Genomic DNA, 16,657 nt, shown 5'->3' with positions numbered 1-16,657 from the left:
GAATGTGCGGTATTGTCGGTATCGCCGGTTTCATGCCGGTAAACCAGTCTATTTATGACGCATTATCGGTGCTTCAGCACCGTGGGCAGGATGCTGCGGGTATCATCACCATTGATGCACACAACTGCTTCCGTTTACGTAAGGCCAACGGCCTGGTAAACGATGTGTTTGAAGCCCGCCATATGCAGCGTCTGCAGGGTAACATGGGTATTGGTCACGTTCGTTACCCTACCGCAGGCAGTTCCAGCGCCTCTGAAGCGCAGCCTTTCTACGTTAACTCTCCGTATGGCATCACGCTTGCCCACAATGGCAACCTGACCAATGCCCACGAGCTGCGTAAAAAGCTGTTTGAAGAGAAGCGTCGCCACATTAACACCACTTCTGACTCTGAAATTCTGCTTAACGTCTTTGCCAGCGAACTGGATAATTTCCGTCACTATCCGCTGGAAGCCGACAACATTTTTGCTGCCGTGGCGGCGACGAATCGTCTGATTCGCGGGGCCTATGCCTGCGTGGCGATGATTATCGGCCACGGTATGGTCGCGTTCCGCGATCCGAACGGTATTCGTCCGCTGGTGCTGGGTAAACGTGATATTGGCGATGGCCGCACCGAGTATATGGTGGCCTCCGAAAGCGTGGCCCTGGACACCCTGGGCTTCGAGTTCCTGCGCGACGTTGCCCCGGGCGAAGCGGTCTACATCACTGAGAAAGGCCAGCTGTTTACCCGCCAGTGTGCGGAAAACCCGGTCACTAATCCGTGCCTGTTCGAGTACGTCTACTTTGCTCGTCCGGACTCCTTCATCGACAAGATCTCCGTCTACAGCGCCCGTGTGAATATGGGTACCAAGCTCGGGGAGAAGATTGCCCGCGAGTGGGAAGATCTGGACATCGACGTAGTTATCCCGATCCCGGAAACCTCCTGCGATATCGCGCTGGAGATGGCGCGTATCCTGGGTAAACCGTACCGTCAGGGCTTTGTGAAAAACCGCTACGTTGGCCGCACCTTCATCATGCCAGGCCAGCATCTGCGCCGTAAATCGGTACGCCGCAAGCTGAACGCTAACCGCGCTGAGTTCCGCGACAAGAACGTTCTGCTGGTGGATGATTCCATCGTGCGTGGCACCACCTCAGAGCAGATTATCGAGATGGCCCGTGAAGCAGGGGCGAAGAAGGTCTACCTGGCCTCTGCGGCACCGGAAATTCGCTTCCCGAACGTGTACGGCATCGACATGCCGACCGCCAACGAGCTGATTGCTCACGGTCGTGAAGTGGACGAGATCCGCCAGATCATCGGCGCCGATGGCCTGATTTTCCAGGATCTGAACGATCTGATCGACGCGGTGCGCGCCGAGAACCCGGATATTCAGCAGTTTGAGTGCTCGGTGTTTAACGGTATCTACGTCACCAAAGATGTTGATCAGCAGTATCTCGACTATCTCGACTCTCTGCGTAACGACGACGCGAAAGCCGTGCAGATGGCGAACGATCTCGAAAGCTTAGAGATGCACAACGAAGGTTAATCCTTATCGCAGGCGAGGGCGTCCGCCCTCGCTTGCAACTCCCGCCAAAATCCTGCACAGTCTGCCCTGTTACAGTAAGGGCGATAATATGAAACGATTGATAGTAGGGCTCTCAGGGGCCAGCGGCGCGATTTACGGTGTCCGTTTGCTGCAGGTATTACGCGACGTCGCTGACGTTGAAACCCATCTGGTGATGAGCCAGGCCGCGCGTCAGACCCTCTCTCTCGAAACCGATTACTCCCTGCGTGACGTTCAGGCGTTGGCCGATGTGGTGCACGATGCCCGCGATATCGCCGCCAGCATCTCCTCCGGGTCGTTTAAGACCGCGGGGATGGTGATCCTGCCCTGTTCCATCAAAACCCTCTCCGGCATCGTCAACAGCTATACCGATACTCTGGTGACCCGCGCCGCCGACGTGGTGCTGAAAGAGCGCCGCCCGCTGGTGCTCTGCGTGCGTGAAACCCCGCTCCATCTGGGCCACCTGCGGCTGATGACTCAGGCTGCCGAGCTGGGGGCGGTGATCATGCCGCCGGTCCCGGCGTTTTACCACCGCCCACAAAGCCTGGATGACGTCATTAATCAAACCGTGAACCGGGTGATTGACCAGTTCGACATTGAACTGCCGGACGATCTCTTCGCCCGCTGGCAGGGCGTCTGACGGCAAAGGTGTCCTGCTCTGGGGCAGGTCAGCGCAACGTGCCCTGTTTCAGGGCAATTCTGCAACCGCGATCATATCCTCAACATTTAATTCCTTTTTTCCTTTCTTCCCACTGCGGTTCGTTTGGCAGACCTGCTATCTTTCACCATTAAGGCAATCTTGCAACCTTTCGTTAACATATTTAACGCCGTAATTTTGCACTAATTGCAATCTGGCATAAGACCTGCAAGGGATCGCCTGCAACAACACACAACATCATCTATTACAAAATAAAATCACGACACTTGAGGGTAATGTATGAAGAAGACGGTTCTGGCTCTGTCTTTGCTGGTGGGATTAAGTGCAGCGGCAAGCAGCTATGCGGCGCTCCCACAGACCGTACGTATCGGTACTGACGCGACCTATGCGCCGTTCTCATCGAAAGATGCGAAAGGCGACTTTGTCGGGTTTGATATCGACCTGGGGAATGAGATGTGCAAACGCATGTCCGTGAAATGCACCTGGGTGGGCAGCGACTTTGATGCGCTGATCCCCTCCCTGAAAGCCAAGAAAATCGACGCGATTATCTCCTCGCTCTCCATTACCGAGAAGCGTCAGCAGGAGATCGCCTTCTCTGAAAAACTGTACGCAGCGGATTCACGCCTGATTGCGGCGAAGGGCTCGCCGATCCAGCCGACCATTGATTCGCTGAAAGGTAAGCACGTTGGTGTCCTGCAGGGCTCCACCCAGGAAGGCTTTGCCAATGCCAACTGGCGTGAAAAAGGCGTCGATGTGGTGGCCTACCAGAACCAGGATTTAATCTATTCCGATCTGGCGGCAGGGCGTCTGGATGCCGCTTTCCAGGATGAAGTCGCGGCGAGCGAAGGCTTCCTGAAACAACCGGCAGGGAAAGAGTTTGTCTTTGCGGGTCCGTCGGTCAAAGACAAAAAATACTTTGGTGACGGTACCGGGATCGGCCTGCGTAAGGACGATGCCGAACTGAAAGCGGCATTTGATAAAGCCTTTACCGAACTGCGTAAAGACGGCACCTACGACAAACTGGCGAAGAAATACTTCGACTTCAATGTCTACGGCGACTAACCGTTACTGACGGGTGCGCACCATAATGGTTCCCTGTTATGGTGCGCCAGTAACAATTGCGAACCACAACGGTGCATATCCTGTGCCGCATTGGTTATAAAGTGAATAGTTAAGCACTCGCAATGCACTTTTTCGCGCGCGCGGGGCATAATCTTTTGCCTTGCCGCGGCGATTAATGGCACATTAAGAGCACCCCCGTCGGCGTTAAAATCCCGTAAGAAGACAGTCTGTTGAGGATAGATATGAAAAAACTGGTGTTGTCACTTTCTCTGGCTCTGGCATTTTCCAGCGCTACTGCGGCATTCGCAGCAATTCCGCAAAAAGTACGTATTGGTACTGATCCGACTTATGCCCCCTTCGAATCGAAGAATGCGCAGGGTGAACTGGTAGGATTTGATATCGATTTGGCGAAAGAGCTGTGCAAACGTATCAAAACAGAGTGTACCTTCGTTGAAAACCCACTGGATGCGCTGATCCCTTCGCTGAAAGCGAAAAAAATCGACGCCATTATGTCTTCACTCTCCATCACCGAAAAACGCCAGCAGGAGATTGCCTTCACAGACAAACTTTATGCAGCGGATTCCCGTCTGGTGGTAGCAAAATCTTCCGATATCCAGCCAACCCTGGAGTCACTGAAAGGTAAACGTGTGGGCGTGCTGCAGGGCACCACCCAGGAGACCTTTGGTAACGAGCACTGGGCACCGAAAGGGATCGAAATCGTCTCTTATCAGGGCCAGGAGAATATCTACGCTGACCTGACTGCGGGCCGTATCGACGCCGCTTTCCAGGACGAAGTTGCCGCCAGCGAAGGCTTCCTGAAGCAGCCTGTCGGGAAAGATTATAAGTTCGGCGGTCCGTCCATTAAGGACGAAAAACTCTTCGGCGTGGGCACCGGTATGGGGCTGCGTAAAGAGGACAACGAACTGCGAGAAGCGCTGAATAAAGCCTTTGCCGAGATGCGTGCGGACGGGACTTACGAAAAACTGGCGAAGAAATACTTCGACTTTGATGTCTACGGTGGCTAAACGCCCCACTCAATAACGTGCGACCCCTCCCGTTAGGGGAGGGGAAAAGACACGGCGTCACCACTCACGACACGACAGGGCAGGCGGTATGCTGTACGGATTTTCTGGCGTAATTTTACAAGGCGCACTCGTCACCCTTGAACTGGCTCTCAGTTCGGTAGTGCTGGCGGTGTTAATAGGCCTGGCGGGCGCGGGCGCGAAGCTTTCGACCAATCGGGCGCTGGCTCTGCTGTTTGAAGGCTATACCACCCTGATCCGCGGTGTGCCTGACCTGGTGCTGATGCTGCTGATCTTCTACGGTCTGCAAATCGCCCTTAACGGCCTGACGGATGCCATCGGTATGGCACAGATTGATATCGATCCGATGGTGGCCGGTATCATCACCCTGGGCTTTATCTACGGGGCCTACTTTACGGAAACCTTCCGTGGCGCCTATATCGCCGTGCCGAAAGGGCATATCGAAGCAGCCACGGCCTTCGGTTTTACCTCCTCTCAAACCTTCCGCCGTATTATGTTTCCGGCCATGATGCGCTTTGCGCTGCCGGGCATCGGTAACAACTGGCAGGTTATCCTCAAAGCGACGGCGCTGGTCTCGTTACTGGGGCTGGAAGATGTGGTGAAAGCCACGCAGCTGGCGGGTAAAAGTACCTGGGAACCGTTCTATTTCGCCATCGTGTGCGGGGTGATTTATCTGGTGTTTACCACCGTTTCCAATGGTGTACTGCTGTTGCTTGAGCGTCGCTACTCCGTGGGTGTGAAGAGGGCTGACCTGTGATCGAGATTATTCAGGAATACTGGAAATCGCTGCTGTGGACCGACGGATACCGCTTTACCGGTGTGGCGATCACCCTCTGGCTGCTGATTTCTTCCGTGGTGATGGGTGGCATTCTGGCGGTGTTTCTCGCCATTGGTCGCGTCTCCAGCAATAACTACATCCGCTTCCCCATCTGGCTGTTTACCTATATTTTCCGTGGGACGCCGCTGTATGTGCAGCTGCTGGTCTTCTACTCCGGGATGTACACGCTGGAGATCGTCAAAGGCACCGAGATGCTGAACGCGTTCTTCCGCAGCGGGCTGAACTGCACCGTGCTGGCGTTAACGCTGAACACCTGCGCCTATACCACCGAGATCTTTGCCGGGGCGATCCGCTCCGTGCCACACGGTGAAATTGAGGCGGCGCGAGCCTACGGCTTCTCTTCCGTGAAGCTCTACCGCTGCATTATCCTGCCGTCGGCGCTGCGCATTGCGCTGCCTGCCTACAGCAACGAAGTGATATTAATGCTGCACTCCACCGCGCTGGCCTTTACCGCCACCGTGCCGGATCTGCTGAAAATCGCCCGCGACATTAACTCGGCGACCTATCAGCCGTTTACCGCCTTCGGCATCGCGGCGGTGCTCTATTTAATCATTTCTTACGTCCTGATTAGCCTGTTCCGCAAAGCGGAAAAACGCTGGTTGCAGCATGTCAAACCTTCGACGCACTGAGAATTAAGATGGCTGAGAACAAATTAAACGTTATCGATTTGCACAAACGCTACGGCGAACATGAAGTGCTGAAAGGGGTGTCGCTGCAGGCAAATGCGGGCGATGTGATCAGTATTATCGGCTCGTCGGGGTCGGGTAAAAGTACCTTCCTGCGCTGCATCAACTTCCTCGAAAAGCCGAGCGCCGGCAAGATTGTGGTCAGCGGCGAGAACATTAATCTGGTGCAGGACAAAGACGGTCAGCTGAAGGTAGCGGACAAGCACCAGCTGCGGATGTTGCGTACCCGACTGACGATGGTGTTCCAGCACTTCAACCTCTGGAGCCACATGACGGTGCTGGAGAACGTGATGGAAGCGCCGGTGCAAGTGCTGGGCTTAAGCAAGCAGGAAGCCCGTGCCCGTGCGGAGAAATACCTGGCGAAAGTGGGTATCGACGCGCGCCAGCAGATTAAGTATCCGGTGCATCTCTCCGGCGGTCAGCAGCAGCGTGTCTCCATCGCCCGTGCGCTGGCGATGGAGCCGGAAGTGCTGCTGTTCGACGAACCCACCTCCGCGCTCGATCCTGAGCTGGTAGGCGAAGTGCTGCGCATCATGCAGCAGCTGGCCGAAGAGGGGAAAACGATGGTGGTGGTGACTCACGAGATGGGCTTCGCCCGTAACGTCTCCAACCACGTGATTTTCCTGCATCAGGGCGTAATCGAAGAGCAGGGGCACCCGGATGAGGTGCTGGCGAACCCGAAGAGTCCACGCCTGCAGCAATTCCTGAAGGGATCGTTGAAGTAGTTTTTGATGTTTATTCCCTCTCCCTTCGGGAGAGGGTCAGGGTGAGGGCATCAGGCCGCACCGTACTCAAGCCGGTAAACCCAGTCGTCATACCGCACGCCGTTAATCTCATACGCCTGTTCCAGCACCTGGGTACGTACAAAGCCCGCTTTCTCTAACACCCGCACCGAACCACCATTATCCGCCAGCACATAGGCGTTAACCGCCTTTACGCCCACCCGAATAAAAGCATATTCACAGACGGCCTGCAGCGCCTCGCTGGCAATGCCCCGGCCCTGCGCGGCGGCGATCACCGTATAACCAATATCGGCTTCTTCAGGATATTTAGCGCTGATTTGCAGCCCAATATCCCCCAGCGGGGTGTCGTCATCCTGGGCTCGAATGACAAAGGTGTGCGGAGCCGTCAGGCGGGCAGCAAACAGGCGGCGGGTCTCTTTTTCTGCGGCAATAGCGGCCATATAGCGCATGATTTCAGGCGATTCGCGAAGCCGCAGGAAGAAGGGCCAGTCAGCGGGCTCAAAAGGGGAAAGTGTCAGCCTGGGAGTGGTAATTGTGGCCATCGTAACGCCTTACTATGAGAACGGGCGGACCAATTTAACACAGCCGATCGGATAGATTTAACCTACCACATCTCCCAGGGCTTCTTCTAAGTCGTACCACCTGAAGGCAAACCCGGCCGCCTCCAGACGCTTCGGCAGCGCGCGCTGACCGCCCAGCACCAGCACCGAGGATTCTCCCATCAGCAGGCGGATAGCGGAGGCCGGAGCGCGAACCACGGCCGGGCGATGTACCGCATGCCCCAGGGCATGGGCGAACTGCTCGTTGCGAACCGGGTAGGGGGAGACCATATTGAACGGGCCGCGCAGATCGTTATCCAGCAGCCAGAGAATACCATTCACCATATCGTCGATATGGATCCACGCCAGATACTGACGACCATTGCCCATCGGGCCGCCGAGACCCAGCTTAAACACCGGCAGCATCTTCGCCAGAATCCCGCCTTTTGGCGCCAGCACTACGCCGGTGCGCAGCAGGCAAACACGGGTCTGCTCGCTCTGCGCCCCGCAGGCGATCTGCTCCCAGCGGGCGCACAGCTTATGGGTAAATTCGTTGTGCGGCGGCTCCTCTTCGGTGACCACCACTTCGCCTAAATCGCCGTAATAACCCGATGCTGAACCGGAGATAAACACCGACGGCGGCGTGTCGCTGGCCTTGAACATATCCACCAGTCGCTGGGTGATGTTCCAGCGGCTGTTGCACAGCCGCTGCTTATGTTCTTTCGTCCAGCGTTTGTCGGCGATGGGTTCACCCGCCAGATTGATGACGGCATCAAAGCCGTTCAGATCCTGATGCTCGGTGAGCCCTTTCCAGATATCGATGCCGGAGCCGAGGGCCTGACGCGCTTTCTCGGGACTGCGCGTCACCACCGTAAGCTCATGGCCGAGCGTCTGCAAACGAGGGATCAGATGCCGGCCAATCAGGCCAGTACCGCCGGTTATCAGGAGCTTCATACAACCTCCAGGGTTACGCCTGGCGTTGCCAGCTTAACGCCATTGAGACGGAGTCGGCATAGCGCAGGGCGTGAAGTTTATCGATCTCTACTTCAGCATAGGTGACCCAGTGATGTTCACGTGCGATATCCAGCACATCCTGAGTTAATTTTTCCAGTAAAGAGAAGCGGTTACTCTCGACATGTTGAATGATGCTTTTGGTGACGGTGCGATAGTTCAGGGCGTCATTGATATCTTCACTGTCACGGGCCTTGTCGGCCGGGTAGTGGATCACCACATTAACGACGATATCCTGACGGTTGGCGCGCTCCTCCTCTTTGATGCCGATATAGGTGCGCAGGCGTAAATTTTTAATACGAATAATCGCGTCGTGCTGGGACATTACAGGCTTCCTCGGTGTCATTATTGCCACCATGATACATGAGGAAACCGTTTATATCTGCTGCACTTTTTGCATCGCGCGCTCGGTTGCCGGACGGGTGCGGATGCGTTCAAACCAGTTGTTCACCGCAGGCCACGATGCCAGGTCGACGCGATGGTTTTCATGTGTATTGACCCACGGCCAGCAGGCGATATCCGCGATGCTGTAGTGCTCCCCTCCCAGCCACGGCGATTTTTCCAGACGCTTATTCAGCACGTTATAGAGTCGCTGCGTCTCAACCTGAAAACGTTCGATGGCGTAGGGGATGGGCTGCGGTGCAAAGTGGTTAAAATGATAGTTCTGACCAATCATCGGCCCCAGCCCGCCCACCTGCCAGAAGAGCCACTGCAGGGTGACGTGGCGCTCCCGTAACTCGCCGCTCAGCAGCTTGCCGCTTTTTTCCGCCAGATAGAGCAGGATCTCACCGGACTCAAACAGGCTCAGCGGGGCACCGCCATCGTCCGGGTCATGATCGACGATGGCGGGGATTTTATTGTTAGGCGAGATGGCGAGAAACTCAGGGCGGAACTGTTCGCCTTTGCTGATATCAACCGGCAGGATGCGGTAATCCAGCTGGGCCTCCTCCAGAAAAAGCGTGATCTTATGCCCGTTGGGGGTAGGGGCGTAGTAAAGGTCAATCATCGCAACTCCTGTCATAACGATTATTGCGGCATAAGATCGAGTATAGGTGGTGATGATAAATCGTGAGTTTTCATCAAGTGACAGCCGGGGCAGGAGGTTATATTTTGGATATATACCCACCTTCCGAAGCGTTACGAGGATTTTATGAGCCAACCTGCGATTACCCTGTGGTCAGATGCCGATTATTACTCCCCTTACGTCATGAGCGTGTATGTCGCGCTGGCCGAGAAGGGATTGCCTTTTACCCTGAAGACCGTGGATCTCAGCCGGGGTGAAAATCGACAGCCGCAGTGGCGAGGCTATGCCCTGACCCGCCGCGTGCCGGTGCTGGAGATCGACGGCTTTGAACTCAGTGAATCCTCGGCCATTGCCGAATATCTGGAGGAGCATTTTGCCCCGCCGGAGTGGGAGCGGATCTTCCCTCACGATCGGCAAAAACGCGCTCGCGCACGCCAGATCCAGGCGTGGCTGCGCAGCGATCTGATGCCGATCCGTGAGGAGCGCTCTACCGACGTAGTGTTTGGCGGGGTGAAAAAACCGGCCCTCAGCGAAAATGCGCAGCGGGCGGCAAACCAGCTCTACGATGTCGCCTCGTCGCTGCTTGCCCACGGCCAGCAAAACCTCTTCGGAGAGTGGTGTATTGCCGATGCGGATCTGGCCCTGATGCTCAACCGTCTGGTGCTCAATGGCGACGACGTGCCCCAGCAGCTGGTGGATTACGCTAATTTCCAGTGGCAGCGGGCGTCCGTGCAGCGGTACGTGGCGTTGTCAGCGAAGCGGGCGGGCTAATATTCCGGTATAATGGGGCAGCTTTTCGACACAAGGAATTACTGATGAAGCTGATGTTTGCATCGGACATCCACGGCTCGCTGCCGGCGACCGAACGGGTGCTTTCGCTGTTTAACCAGAGCGGGGCGCAATGGCTGGTGATCCTCGGGGATGTACTGAACCACGGCCCGCGCAACCCGCTGCCCGAAGGCTACGCGCCTGCTGAGGTCGCCGATCGGCTCAACGCTTACGCGTCGCAAATTATCGCCGTGCGCGGTAACTGCGACAGCGAAGTTGACCAGATGCTGCTGCACTTTCCTATCACCGCCCCCTGGCAGCAGATCCTGCTGGAGAACTGCCGCCTGTTTGTGTCCCACGGTCATCTGTTTGGTCCGGATAACCTGCCCGCGCTGAATGCTGGCGATGTGCTGGTTTACGGCCATACTCATATTCCGGTAGCCGGGAAGCAGGGCGACCTCATACACTTTAATCCTGGCTCGGTCAGCCTGCCCAAAGGCGGTTTTTCCCCCAGCTACGGCATGCTGGATGGAAACCATTTGTGCGTTATGACGCTGAATGATGGCCAGGTTATTGCGCAGTCAGAGATTAATCCGTAATTTACTCCTCAACAGTAAACGCGCCGCGAGAGCGCTTTAAAGAGAAGGTTTCCCGATGGTGGAGCAGAGTCATTTGGCAAGTACGGAATGGGTGGATATTGTCAACGAAGACAATGAGGTAATCGCACAGGCGAGCCGCGAGCAGATGCGGGCGCAGCGCCTGCGTCATCGCGCGACCTATATCGTCGTGCATGATGGGATGGGCAATATTCTGGTTCAGCGCCGTACCGAAACGAAAGACTTTATGCCCGGCATGCTCGATGCTACCGCCGGTGGCGTGGTGCAGGCCGATGAGCAGTTACTCGATTCCGCTCGCCGCGAAGCGGAAGAGGAATTGGGAATTGCCGGCGTACCCTTTGCCGAGCATGGGCAGTTCTACTTTGAAGATAGCCACTGCCGCGTCTGGGGAGGCCTTTTCAGCTGTGTCTCCCACGGTCCGTTTGCGCTGCAGGAGGAAGAGGTGAGTGAAGTCTGCTGGATGACCCCGGCGGAAATCACCGCGCGTTGCGATGACTTCACGCCAGATTCGCTGAAAGCGCTGGCCCTTTGGATGAGCCGCAATGCCAGCAACGAGCCGGTTAAGCACGAAGAAGCTTAATCGCGACCATAAAAAAAGGCGACCCGCGGGTCGCCTTTTTACGTTGGGGTGCTGCTTACTGCTGGGAAGACTGGATCGCGGTCAGGGCGATGGTGTAGACGATATCGTCTACCAGCGCGCCACGAGACAGGTCGTTCACCGGCTTGCGCATACCCTGCAGCATCGGCCCGATAGAGATCAGGTCGGCTGAACGCTGTACCGCTTTGTAGGTGGTGTTACCGGTGTTCAGATCCGGGAAGATGAACACGGTAGCGCGACCCGCAACCGGCGAGTTCGGCGCTTTGGATTTCGCTACGTCAGCCATAACTGCGGCGTCGTACTGCAGCGGGCCATCGATAACCAGATCCGGGCGTTTTTCCTGAGCAATACGGGTCGCTTCACGTACTTTCTCTACGTCGCTACCTGCACCAGAGGTACCGGTGGAGTAGGAGAGCATCGCTACGCGCGGTTCAATACCGAAGGCAATCGCGGAGTCAGCAGACTGGATTGCGATCTCGGCCAGCTGTTCAGCAGTTGGATCCGGGTTGATCGCACAGTCACCGTACACGTATACCTGTTCCGGCAGCAGCATGAAGAACACGGACGAAACCAGCGAACTGCCTGGTGCAGTTTTGATCAGCTGCAGCGGCGGACGGATGGTGTTCGCGGTGGTGTGAACGGCACCGGAAACCAGACCGTCAACTTCGTCCTGCTCCAGCATCAGGGTACCGAGAACCACGTTGTCTTCCAGCTGTTCGCGGGCAACGGCTTCAGTCATGCCCTTGCTCTTACGCAGCTCGACCAGACGGGCAACGTAGCTTTCGCGCACCACTTCCGGGTCCACGATTTCGATACCTGCACCCAGCTCAACGCCCTGAGAAGCAGCAACGCGGGTGATCTCATCCGGGTTACCCAGCAGCACACAGGTAGCGATACCGCGCTCGGCACAGATAGCTGCGGCTTTAACGGTACGTGGTTCGTCGCCTTCTGGCAGCACAACGCGTTTGCCCGCTTTACGCGCCAGCTCGGTGAGCTGATAACGGAAGGCTGGTGGAGAGAGACGACGGCTGCGCTCGGAGGTCGCGGTCAGGGATTCAATCCAGTCGGCATTGATGCAACCGGCAACGTATTCCTGCACTTTCTCGATACGCTGATGGTCATCAACCGGCACTTCCAGGTTGAAGCTCTGCAGGCTCAGTGAGGTCTGCCAGGTGTTGGTGTCTACCATGAAGACCGGCAGGCCGGTGGCAAATGCGCGTTCGCACAGTTTGCTGACGCGTGGGTCCATTTCATAGGCACCGGTCAGCAGGATCGCACCGATTTCCACGCCGTTCATCGCCGCCAGGCAGGCTGCAACCAGCACGTCAGGACGGTCAGCGGAGGTCACCAGCAGGGAACCTGCACGGAAGTGTTCCAGCATGTGCGGAATGCTACGCGCACAGAAGGTCACGGACTTCACGCGACGGGTGTTGATATCGCCTTCGTTAACGATGGTGGCGTTCAGGTGACGCGCCATATCGATTGCACGGGTGGCGATCAGATCGAAGCTCCACTGCACCGCGCCCAGCACTGGCAGGGAGCTATACTCCTGCAGTTTAGCCGGATCGATTTTCACGACTTTCGCTTTGGACGAGTCGTCGAAAATTTCAGACAGGTCAGGGCGAGTACGGCCTTGCTCATCAACCGGGGCGTTCAGTTTGTTAACGATAACGCCGGTGATGTTGGCATTTTTCGCGCCGCCGAAGCTGCTGCGGGTCAGCTCAATACGCTCTTTCAGCTGTTCCGGGGTATCGGTACCCTGGGACATCACGAACACGATTTCCGCGTTCAGCGTTTTGGCGATTTCGAAGTTCAGGGACTGAGCAAACTGATGCTTGCGCGTCGGAACAAGGCCTTCTACCAGCACCACTTCCGCATCCTGAGCGTTAGCGTGATAGTTAGCAATGATCTCTTCCATCAGCACGTCTTTCTGGTTGCTGGAGAGCAGAGACTCAACGTGGCTCATCTTCAGCGGTTCAGCGGCTGGCAGGTTAGAGTTCGCACGAACGATAGTGGTGGTCTGGTCTGGGGCATCGCCACCAGCACGTGGTTGAGCGATTGGCTTAAACACGCTCAGACGAACGCCTTTGCGTTCCATCGCACGGATCACACCGAGGCTGACGCTGGTCAGGCCTACGCTGGTTCCGGTCGGGATCAGCATAATAGTACGGGACACGATTTATCCTCTTTCGTTACCGCCGAAATCAGGCGGGCTACAAAACAGCACCGCCAGCATTGCTGGCGGTGTGGAATCAGGCAGTCAGACGGTTCGCGTCTTGCGCGATAACCAGCTCTTCGTTGGTTGGGATAACCATTGCCAGAGTGGTGCCTTCTTTGTTGATGAAGCCAGACTTACCGAAGCGCGCAGCCAGGTTACGTTCATGGTCAACGTCAAAGCCCAGCACGCCCAGTTTGCCCAGGGACAGCTCGCGCACCATTGCTGCGTTCTCACCGATACCACCGGTGAAGACCACGCCATCCAGACGACCGTCCATCAGTGCAGTGTAAGAACCGATGTACTTGGCCAGACGGTGGCAGTAAACGTCCATTGCACGTTTAGCGTCTTCTTTCTCGGCGTAGTTGTCTTCAACGTAGCGGCAGTCGCTGGTGACTTCGGTCAGACCCAGCAGGCCAGACTCTTTAGTCAGCATTTTGTTGATATCTTCAACACTCATGCCCAGGGTATCGTGCAGATGGAAGATGATTGCCGGATCGATATCACCGGAGCGAGTACCCATCACCAGGCCTTCCAGCGGGGTCAGACCCATAGAGGTATCAACGCATTTGCCGTTACGGATAGCAGAAACGGAACCGCCGTTGCCCAGGTGGCAAGTGATGATGTTCACTTCTTCAACCGGCTTGTTCAGCATTTTCGCAGCTTCTTGCGTCACGTAGAAATGGCTGGTGCCGTGTGCGCCGTAGCGACGAACGCCGTGCTCTTTGTACAGTTTGTACGGCAGGGCATAGAGGTAAGACTCTTCCGGCATAGTCTGATGGAACGCGGTGTCGAATACGGCCACGTTTTTGTCTTTCAGATGCGGGAAGGATTTCAGTGCTTCAGCGATACCGATCAGGTGAGCCGGGTTATGCAGCGGTGCAAAAGAGGCGGAGTCTTTGATGCCCTGAATAACGGAGTCGTCGATGATTACAGATTTGGTGTACTTCTCGCCACCATGAACGATACGGTGACCGATAGCAGTCAGCTGAGCGGACAGTTCTGGTTTTTGTGCCAGAATAGTGTTAACGATAAAGTTCAGCGCTTCGCTGTGAGCGGCGCCTGCACCTAAAGCCGCTTCCTGTTTGCTGCCGTCCATTTTCCACTTAAGACGTGCTTCAGGAAGATGGAAACATTCGGCCAAACCAGAAAGGTACTCTTCACCGTTGATCGCATCGATGATAGCGAATTTAAGTGAGGAGCTACCGCAGTTCAGAACCAGTACTAACTTACTCGACATGGAAGTACCTATTATTGATACGTGGCTAAAAAAACGTCAGTGAGTCAAGGATCGTAGCGCAAGATATCGCTGACATTTATGATTAACATCATGCCCGAAGTACATTTCGGCATGACGAAAGGAATACATATGATTTTATGCCATTTTGCGCATTTTTCCGGCAATGGCATAATGTGCGATAATTTGACGAGTGAACATTCCTCGTCTAAGGCCTTTGCAGGCCGGCACAGGATACCCGATACTGGGTAGCGCTGACAAAAGTTTTTGAACGATGTCATGACCAGTTGTGGTTTTGCACGAATTTTTTAATCTTTATATGTGAAGTTGAGGTAAGCCATGTCGACACCCGTGAACCCTTCCGTGAGCTTTTTTAGCCTGTTTCGCCGGGGACAGCATTATTCGAAGACGTGGCCACTGGAAAAGCGGCTGGCACCCGTCTTCATTGAAAACCGCGTGATCCGCGCGACCCGCCACGCTATTCGGTTGATGCCGCCCCTCGCCGTTTTTACCCTGTGCTGGCAGATTGCACTGGGTGGGCAACTCGGGCCTGCGGTGGCTACCGCGCTGTTCGCCCTGAGCCTGCCGATGCAGGGATTGTGGTGGCTGGGTAAACGTTCGGTAACGCCACTGCCGCCGTCAGTGTTGTCCTGGTTCTATGAAGTTCGCGGCAAGTTGCAGGATGCCGGTCAGGCGCTGGCTCCGGTCGAGGGTAAACCCGACTATCAGGCGCTGGCCGATACCCTGAAGCGGGCATTCAAGCAACTTGATAAAACATTCCTCGATGACTTGTGATTGATCATCGAAACGATCGCTAAAAGAAGGCACAGTAACCCCCCGTTACCGTGTCTTTTTTTTACGCTGCCATGTGCAACAGGAGTCGAAAGATGGAAATGACCCACGCTCAACGTCTGATTTTATCTAACCAGTACAAAATGATGACGATGCTTGATCCCGACAACGCCGAGCGCTATCGCCGCTTGCAGACTATCGTCGAACGTGGTTTCGGTTTACAGATGCGCGAGCTGGATCGCGAGTTTGGCGAACTTAAGGAAGAGACCTGTCGTACCGTTATCGACATCATGGAGATGTACCACGCCCTGCATGTTTCATGGACTAACCTGAAAGATGCCCAGACCATCGACGAACGTCGTGTCACCTTCCTGGGCTTTGATGCGGCCACCGAATCCCGTTACCTGAGCTATGTCCGCTTTATGGTTAATGTGGAAGGGCGCTACACCCATTTCGATGCCGGTACCCATGGCTTTAACGCCCAGACCCCGATGTGGGAAAAGTATCAGCGGATGCTCAGCGTATGGCACGCCTGCCCGCGTCAGTACCATCTGAGCAGCAATGAGATCCAACAAATTATTAACGCCTGACGGAGGTTGATGTGCAGTGTAAAGGTTTTCTGTTTGATCTGGACGGTACGCTGGTCGATTCGTTACCGGTGGTGGAGCGCTCCTGGTGTCGCTGGGCTGACCGGCATGGCATCGACCATCAGGAGGTGCTGAATTTTATCCATGGCAAACAGGCCATAACCTCTTTACGGCACTTTCTCCAGGGGAGAAGCGAAGCAGAGATCCAGGCGGAGTTTACCTGGCTTGAGCAGGTTGAAGCCACCGATACCGAGGGTATCACCGCGCTGCCGGGGGCGCTTGCGCTGCTCAAACACCTGAATGAAGCGGGGATCCCGTGGGCTATCGTCACCTCCGGCTCGGTTCCTGTGGCCCATGCCCGGCACAGAGCGGCAGGGTTGCCGGTACCGGAGGTGTTTATCACCGCAGAGCGGGTGACGCGCGGCAAGCCGGAGCCCGATGCCTTTTTACTCGGCGCGAAGCTGCTGGGGCTGGCGCCAGAAGCGTGCGTGGTGGTGGAAGATGCCGCCGCTGGTGTGCTGGCAGGTCTTAATGCCGGCTGCCATGTCATCGCCGTCAATGTTCCCGCCAACTCGCCGCGTCTGCAGGAGGCCGACCTCGTGCTCAGCACGCTGGAGGCCGTCGCCGTCAGCCGTACAGCCGACGGGAATGTAACCGTCTCCCAAAAAATGTAATCCCATGATATAGCCCCACATTGTTGG

At 55.9% G+C, this 16,657-nt stretch carries 19 protein-coding genes; 13 read left to right on the top strand and 6 right to left on the bottom strand.

The features are described from left to right. Nucleotides 1-2 precede the first annotated feature (2 nt). The 7 genes from purF to hisP all read left to right on the top strand — a co-directional run bounded on the left by purF (nucleotide 3) and on the right by hisP (nucleotide 6,550). Nucleotides 3-1,520 (top strand): amidophosphoribosyltransferase, encoded by a 1,518-nt coding sequence (purF, locus tag SOM40_RS16355; RefSeq protein WP_106994726.1) that lies wholly within the window; start codon nucleotides 3-5, stop codon nucleotides 1,518-1,520. An 88-nt stretch (nucleotides 1,521-1,608) separates the two neighbouring features. Further along, the gene (locus SOM40_RS16350) at nucleotides 1,609-2,178 is read left to right on the top strand and encodes a UbiX family flavin prenyltransferase (RefSeq protein WP_106994727.1); all 570 of its coding nucleotides are present in this window, start codon (nucleotides 1,609-1,611) and stop codon (nucleotides 2,176-2,178) included. A 297-nt stretch (nucleotides 2,179-2,475) separates the two neighbouring features. Next, on the top strand, nucleotides 2,476-3,258 hold the full coding sequence (gene argT, locus SOM40_RS16345; RefSeq protein ID WP_106994728.1) for a lysine/arginine/ornithine ABC transporter substrate-binding protein ArgT: 783 nt from the start codon (nucleotides 2,476-2,478) through the stop codon (nucleotides 3,256-3,258). Nucleotides 3,259-3,500: 242 nt separating this feature from the next. Then, complete coding sequence (gene hisJ, locus SOM40_RS16340) at nucleotides 3,501-4,283, top strand: histidine ABC transporter substrate-binding protein HisJ (RefSeq protein ID WP_032612831.1); 783 nt, start codon at nucleotides 3,501-3,503, stop codon at nucleotides 4,281-4,283. Nucleotides 4,284-4,371: 88 nt separating this feature from the next. Then, nucleotides 4,372-5,058 (top strand): histidine ABC transporter permease HisQ, encoded by a 687-nt coding sequence (locus SOM40_RS16335; protein WP_106994729.1) that lies wholly within the window; start codon nucleotides 4,372-4,374, stop codon nucleotides 5,056-5,058. After that, on the top strand, nucleotides 5,055-5,768 hold the full coding sequence (gene hisM, locus SOM40_RS16330) for a histidine ABC transporter permease HisM (RefSeq protein WP_106994730.1): 714 nt from the start codon (nucleotides 5,055-5,057) through the stop codon (nucleotides 5,766-5,768). Before SOM40_RS16335 ends, hisM begins: the two co-directional genes overlap by 4 nt. An 8-nt stretch (nucleotides 5,769-5,776) precedes the next feature. Beyond that, nucleotides 5,777-6,550, top strand: a complete 774-nt coding sequence (gene hisP / locus SOM40_RS16325) for a histidine ABC transporter ATP-binding protein HisP (RefSeq protein ID WP_106994731.1) — start codon at nucleotides 5,777-5,779, stop codon at nucleotides 6,548-6,550. Nucleotides 6,551-6,600: 50 nt separating this feature from the next. Here hisP and SOM40_RS16320 read toward each other — a convergent pair whose 3' ends face one another. Genes SOM40_RS16320 through yfcG form a run of 4 tightly spaced genes read right to left on the bottom strand, consistent with a single transcriptional unit; the run spans nucleotide 6,601 to nucleotide 9,124 of the window. Continuing rightward, a complete protein-coding gene (locus SOM40_RS16320; RefSeq protein ID WP_166183064.1) occupies nucleotides 6,601-7,110 on the bottom strand; it encodes a GNAT family N-acetyltransferase in 510 nt (169 codons plus the stop codon). A gap of 57 nt (nucleotides 7,111-7,167) precedes the next feature. Then, nucleotides 7,168-8,061 (bottom strand): TIGR01777 family oxidoreductase, encoded by an 894-nt coding sequence (locus SOM40_RS16315; RefSeq protein ID WP_320530359.1) that lies wholly within the window; start codon nucleotides 8,059-8,061, stop codon nucleotides 7,168-7,170. Nucleotides 8,062-8,074: 13 nt separating this feature from the next. Next, nucleotides 8,075-8,443, bottom strand: coding sequence for a dihydroneopterin triphosphate 2'-epimerase (gene folX / locus SOM40_RS16310; protein ID WP_106996039.1), 369 nt, complete (start codon nucleotides 8,441-8,443; stop codon nucleotides 8,075-8,077). A 51-nt stretch (nucleotides 8,444-8,494) separates the two neighbouring features. Beyond that, complete coding sequence (gene yfcG, locus SOM40_RS16305) at nucleotides 8,495-9,124, bottom strand: GSH-dependent disulfide bond oxidoreductase (RefSeq protein ID WP_262663466.1); 630 nt, start codon at nucleotides 9,122-9,124, stop codon at nucleotides 8,495-8,497. A 144-nt stretch (nucleotides 9,125-9,268) separates the two neighbouring features. On the opposite strand from yfcG, the gene yfcF reads away from it, so the two are divergent. The 3 genes from yfcF to yfcD are packed head-to-tail and all read left to right on the top strand — an operon-like array spanning nucleotide 9,269 to nucleotide 11,107. Further along, complete coding sequence (yfcF, locus tag SOM40_RS16300; protein ID WP_225758348.1) at nucleotides 9,269-9,913, top strand: glutathione transferase; 645 nt, start codon at nucleotides 9,269-9,271, stop codon at nucleotides 9,911-9,913. Between the two features lie 44 nt (nucleotides 9,914-9,957). Beyond that, nucleotides 9,958-10,509, top strand: a complete 552-nt coding sequence (gene yfcE / locus SOM40_RS16295; protein WP_320530358.1) for a phosphodiesterase — start codon at nucleotides 9,958-9,960, stop codon at nucleotides 10,507-10,509. 55 nt (nucleotides 10,510-10,564) lie between these two features. Further along, entirely contained in the window at nucleotides 10,565-11,107 is a 543-nt protein-coding gene (gene yfcD, locus SOM40_RS16290) for an NUDIX hydrolase YfcD (protein WP_106996036.1), read from the top strand. Nucleotides 11,108-11,162: 55 nt separating this feature from the next. Here the strand turns inward: yfcD and pta are convergent, their stop codons facing one another. Together pta and ackA are read right to left on the bottom strand one after the other, a co-directional pair. Continuing rightward, the gene (gene pta, locus SOM40_RS16285; RefSeq protein WP_320530357.1) at nucleotides 11,163-13,301 is read right to left on the bottom strand and encodes a phosphate acetyltransferase; all 2,139 of its coding nucleotides are present in this window, start codon (nucleotides 13,299-13,301) and stop codon (nucleotides 11,163-11,165) included. A gap of 76 nt (nucleotides 13,302-13,377) precedes the next feature. Next, nucleotides 13,378-14,580, bottom strand: a complete 1,203-nt coding sequence (ackA, locus tag SOM40_RS16280; protein ID WP_166183053.1) for an acetate kinase — start codon at nucleotides 14,578-14,580, stop codon at nucleotides 13,378-13,380. A gap of 336 nt (nucleotides 14,581-14,916) precedes the next feature. Between ackA and yfbV the strand changes: the two genes are divergently transcribed. The 3 genes from yfbV (at nucleotide 14,917) to SOM40_RS16265 (ending at nucleotide 16,630) form a co-directional block, all read left to right on the top strand. After that, entirely contained in the window at nucleotides 14,917-15,372 is a 456-nt protein-coding gene (gene yfbV / locus SOM40_RS16275; RefSeq protein WP_106996033.1) for a terminus macrodomain insulation protein YfbV, read from the top strand. Nucleotides 15,373-15,464: 92 nt separating this feature from the next. Continuing rightward, complete coding sequence (locus SOM40_RS16270) at nucleotides 15,465-15,959, top strand: YfbU family protein (RefSeq protein ID WP_106996032.1); 495 nt, start codon at nucleotides 15,465-15,467, stop codon at nucleotides 15,957-15,959. 11 nt (nucleotides 15,960-15,970) lie between these two features. Next, on the top strand, nucleotides 15,971-16,630 hold the full coding sequence (locus SOM40_RS16265; protein ID WP_225758349.1) for a sugar phosphatase: 660 nt from the start codon (nucleotides 15,971-15,973) through the stop codon (nucleotides 16,628-16,630). Nucleotides 16,631-16,657 lie beyond the last annotated feature (27 nt).

This window comes from Leclercia sp. CFBP8987 (assembly GCF_034044995.2).
Classification (GTDB): domain Bacteria; phylum Pseudomonadota; class Gammaproteobacteria; order Enterobacterales; family Enterobacteriaceae; genus Enterobacter; species Enterobacter tamurae.
This window is presented reverse-complemented; position numbering and strand designations above follow the sequence as displayed.

What these genes read in the sequence shown, in the direction of transcription:
- argT (WP_106994728.1), top strand. Translation starts at nt 2,476, where the DNA reads ATGAAGAAGACGGTTCTGGCTCTGTCTTTGCTGGTGGGATTAAGTGCA.
- SOM40_RS16350 (WP_106994727.1), top strand. Translation starts at nt 1,609, where the DNA reads ATGAAACGATTGATAGTAGGGCTCTCAGGGGCCAGCGGCGCGATTTAC.
- ackA (WP_166183053.1), bottom strand. Translation starts at nt 14,580, where the DNA reads ATGTCGAGTAAGTTAGTACTGGTTCTGAACTGCGGTAGCTCCTCACTT.
- yfcD (WP_106996036.1), top strand. Translation starts at nt 10,565, where the DNA reads ATGGTGGAGCAGAGTCATTTGGCAAGTACGGAATGGGTGGATATTGTC.
- yfcE (WP_320530358.1), top strand. Translation starts at nt 9,958, where the DNA reads ATGAAGCTGATGTTTGCATCGGACATCCACGGCTCGCTGCCGGCGACC.
- yfbV (WP_106996033.1), top strand. Translation starts at nt 14,917, where the DNA reads ATGTCGACACCCGTGAACCCTTCCGTGAGCTTTTTTAGCCTGTTTCGC.
- SOM40_RS16270 (WP_106996032.1), top strand. Translation starts at nt 15,465, where the DNA reads ATGGAAATGACCCACGCTCAACGTCTGATTTTATCTAACCAGTACAAA.
- SOM40_RS16335 (WP_106994729.1), top strand. Translation starts at nt 4,372, where the DNA reads ATGCTGTACGGATTTTCTGGCGTAATTTTACAAGGCGCACTCGTCACC.
- yfcF (WP_225758348.1), top strand. Translation starts at nt 9,269, where the DNA reads ATGAGCCAACCTGCGATTACCCTGTGGTCAGATGCCGATTATTACTCC.
- hisJ (WP_032612831.1), top strand. Translation starts at nt 3,501, where the DNA reads ATGAAAAAACTGGTGTTGTCACTTTCTCTGGCTCTGGCATTTTCCAGC.
- yfcG (WP_262663466.1), bottom strand. Translation starts at nt 9,124, where the DNA reads ATGATTGACCTTTACTACGCCCCTACCCCCAACGGGCATAAGATCACG.
- SOM40_RS16315 (WP_320530359.1), bottom strand. Translation starts at nt 8,061, where the DNA reads ATGAAGCTCCTGATAACCGGCGGTACTGGCCTGATTGGCCGGCATCTG.
- purF (WP_106994726.1), top strand. Translation starts at nt 3, where the DNA reads ATGTGCGGTATTGTCGGTATCGCCGGTTTCATGCCGGTAAACCAGTCT.
- hisP (WP_106994731.1), top strand. Translation starts at nt 5,777, where the DNA reads ATGGCTGAGAACAAATTAAACGTTATCGATTTGCACAAACGCTACGGC.
- folX (WP_106996039.1), bottom strand. Translation starts at nt 8,443, where the DNA reads ATGTCCCAGCACGACGCGATTATTCGTATTAAAAATTTACGCCTGCGC.
- SOM40_RS16320 (WP_166183064.1), bottom strand. Translation starts at nt 7,110, where the DNA reads ATGGCCACAATTACCACTCCCAGGCTGACACTTTCCCCTTTTGAGCCC.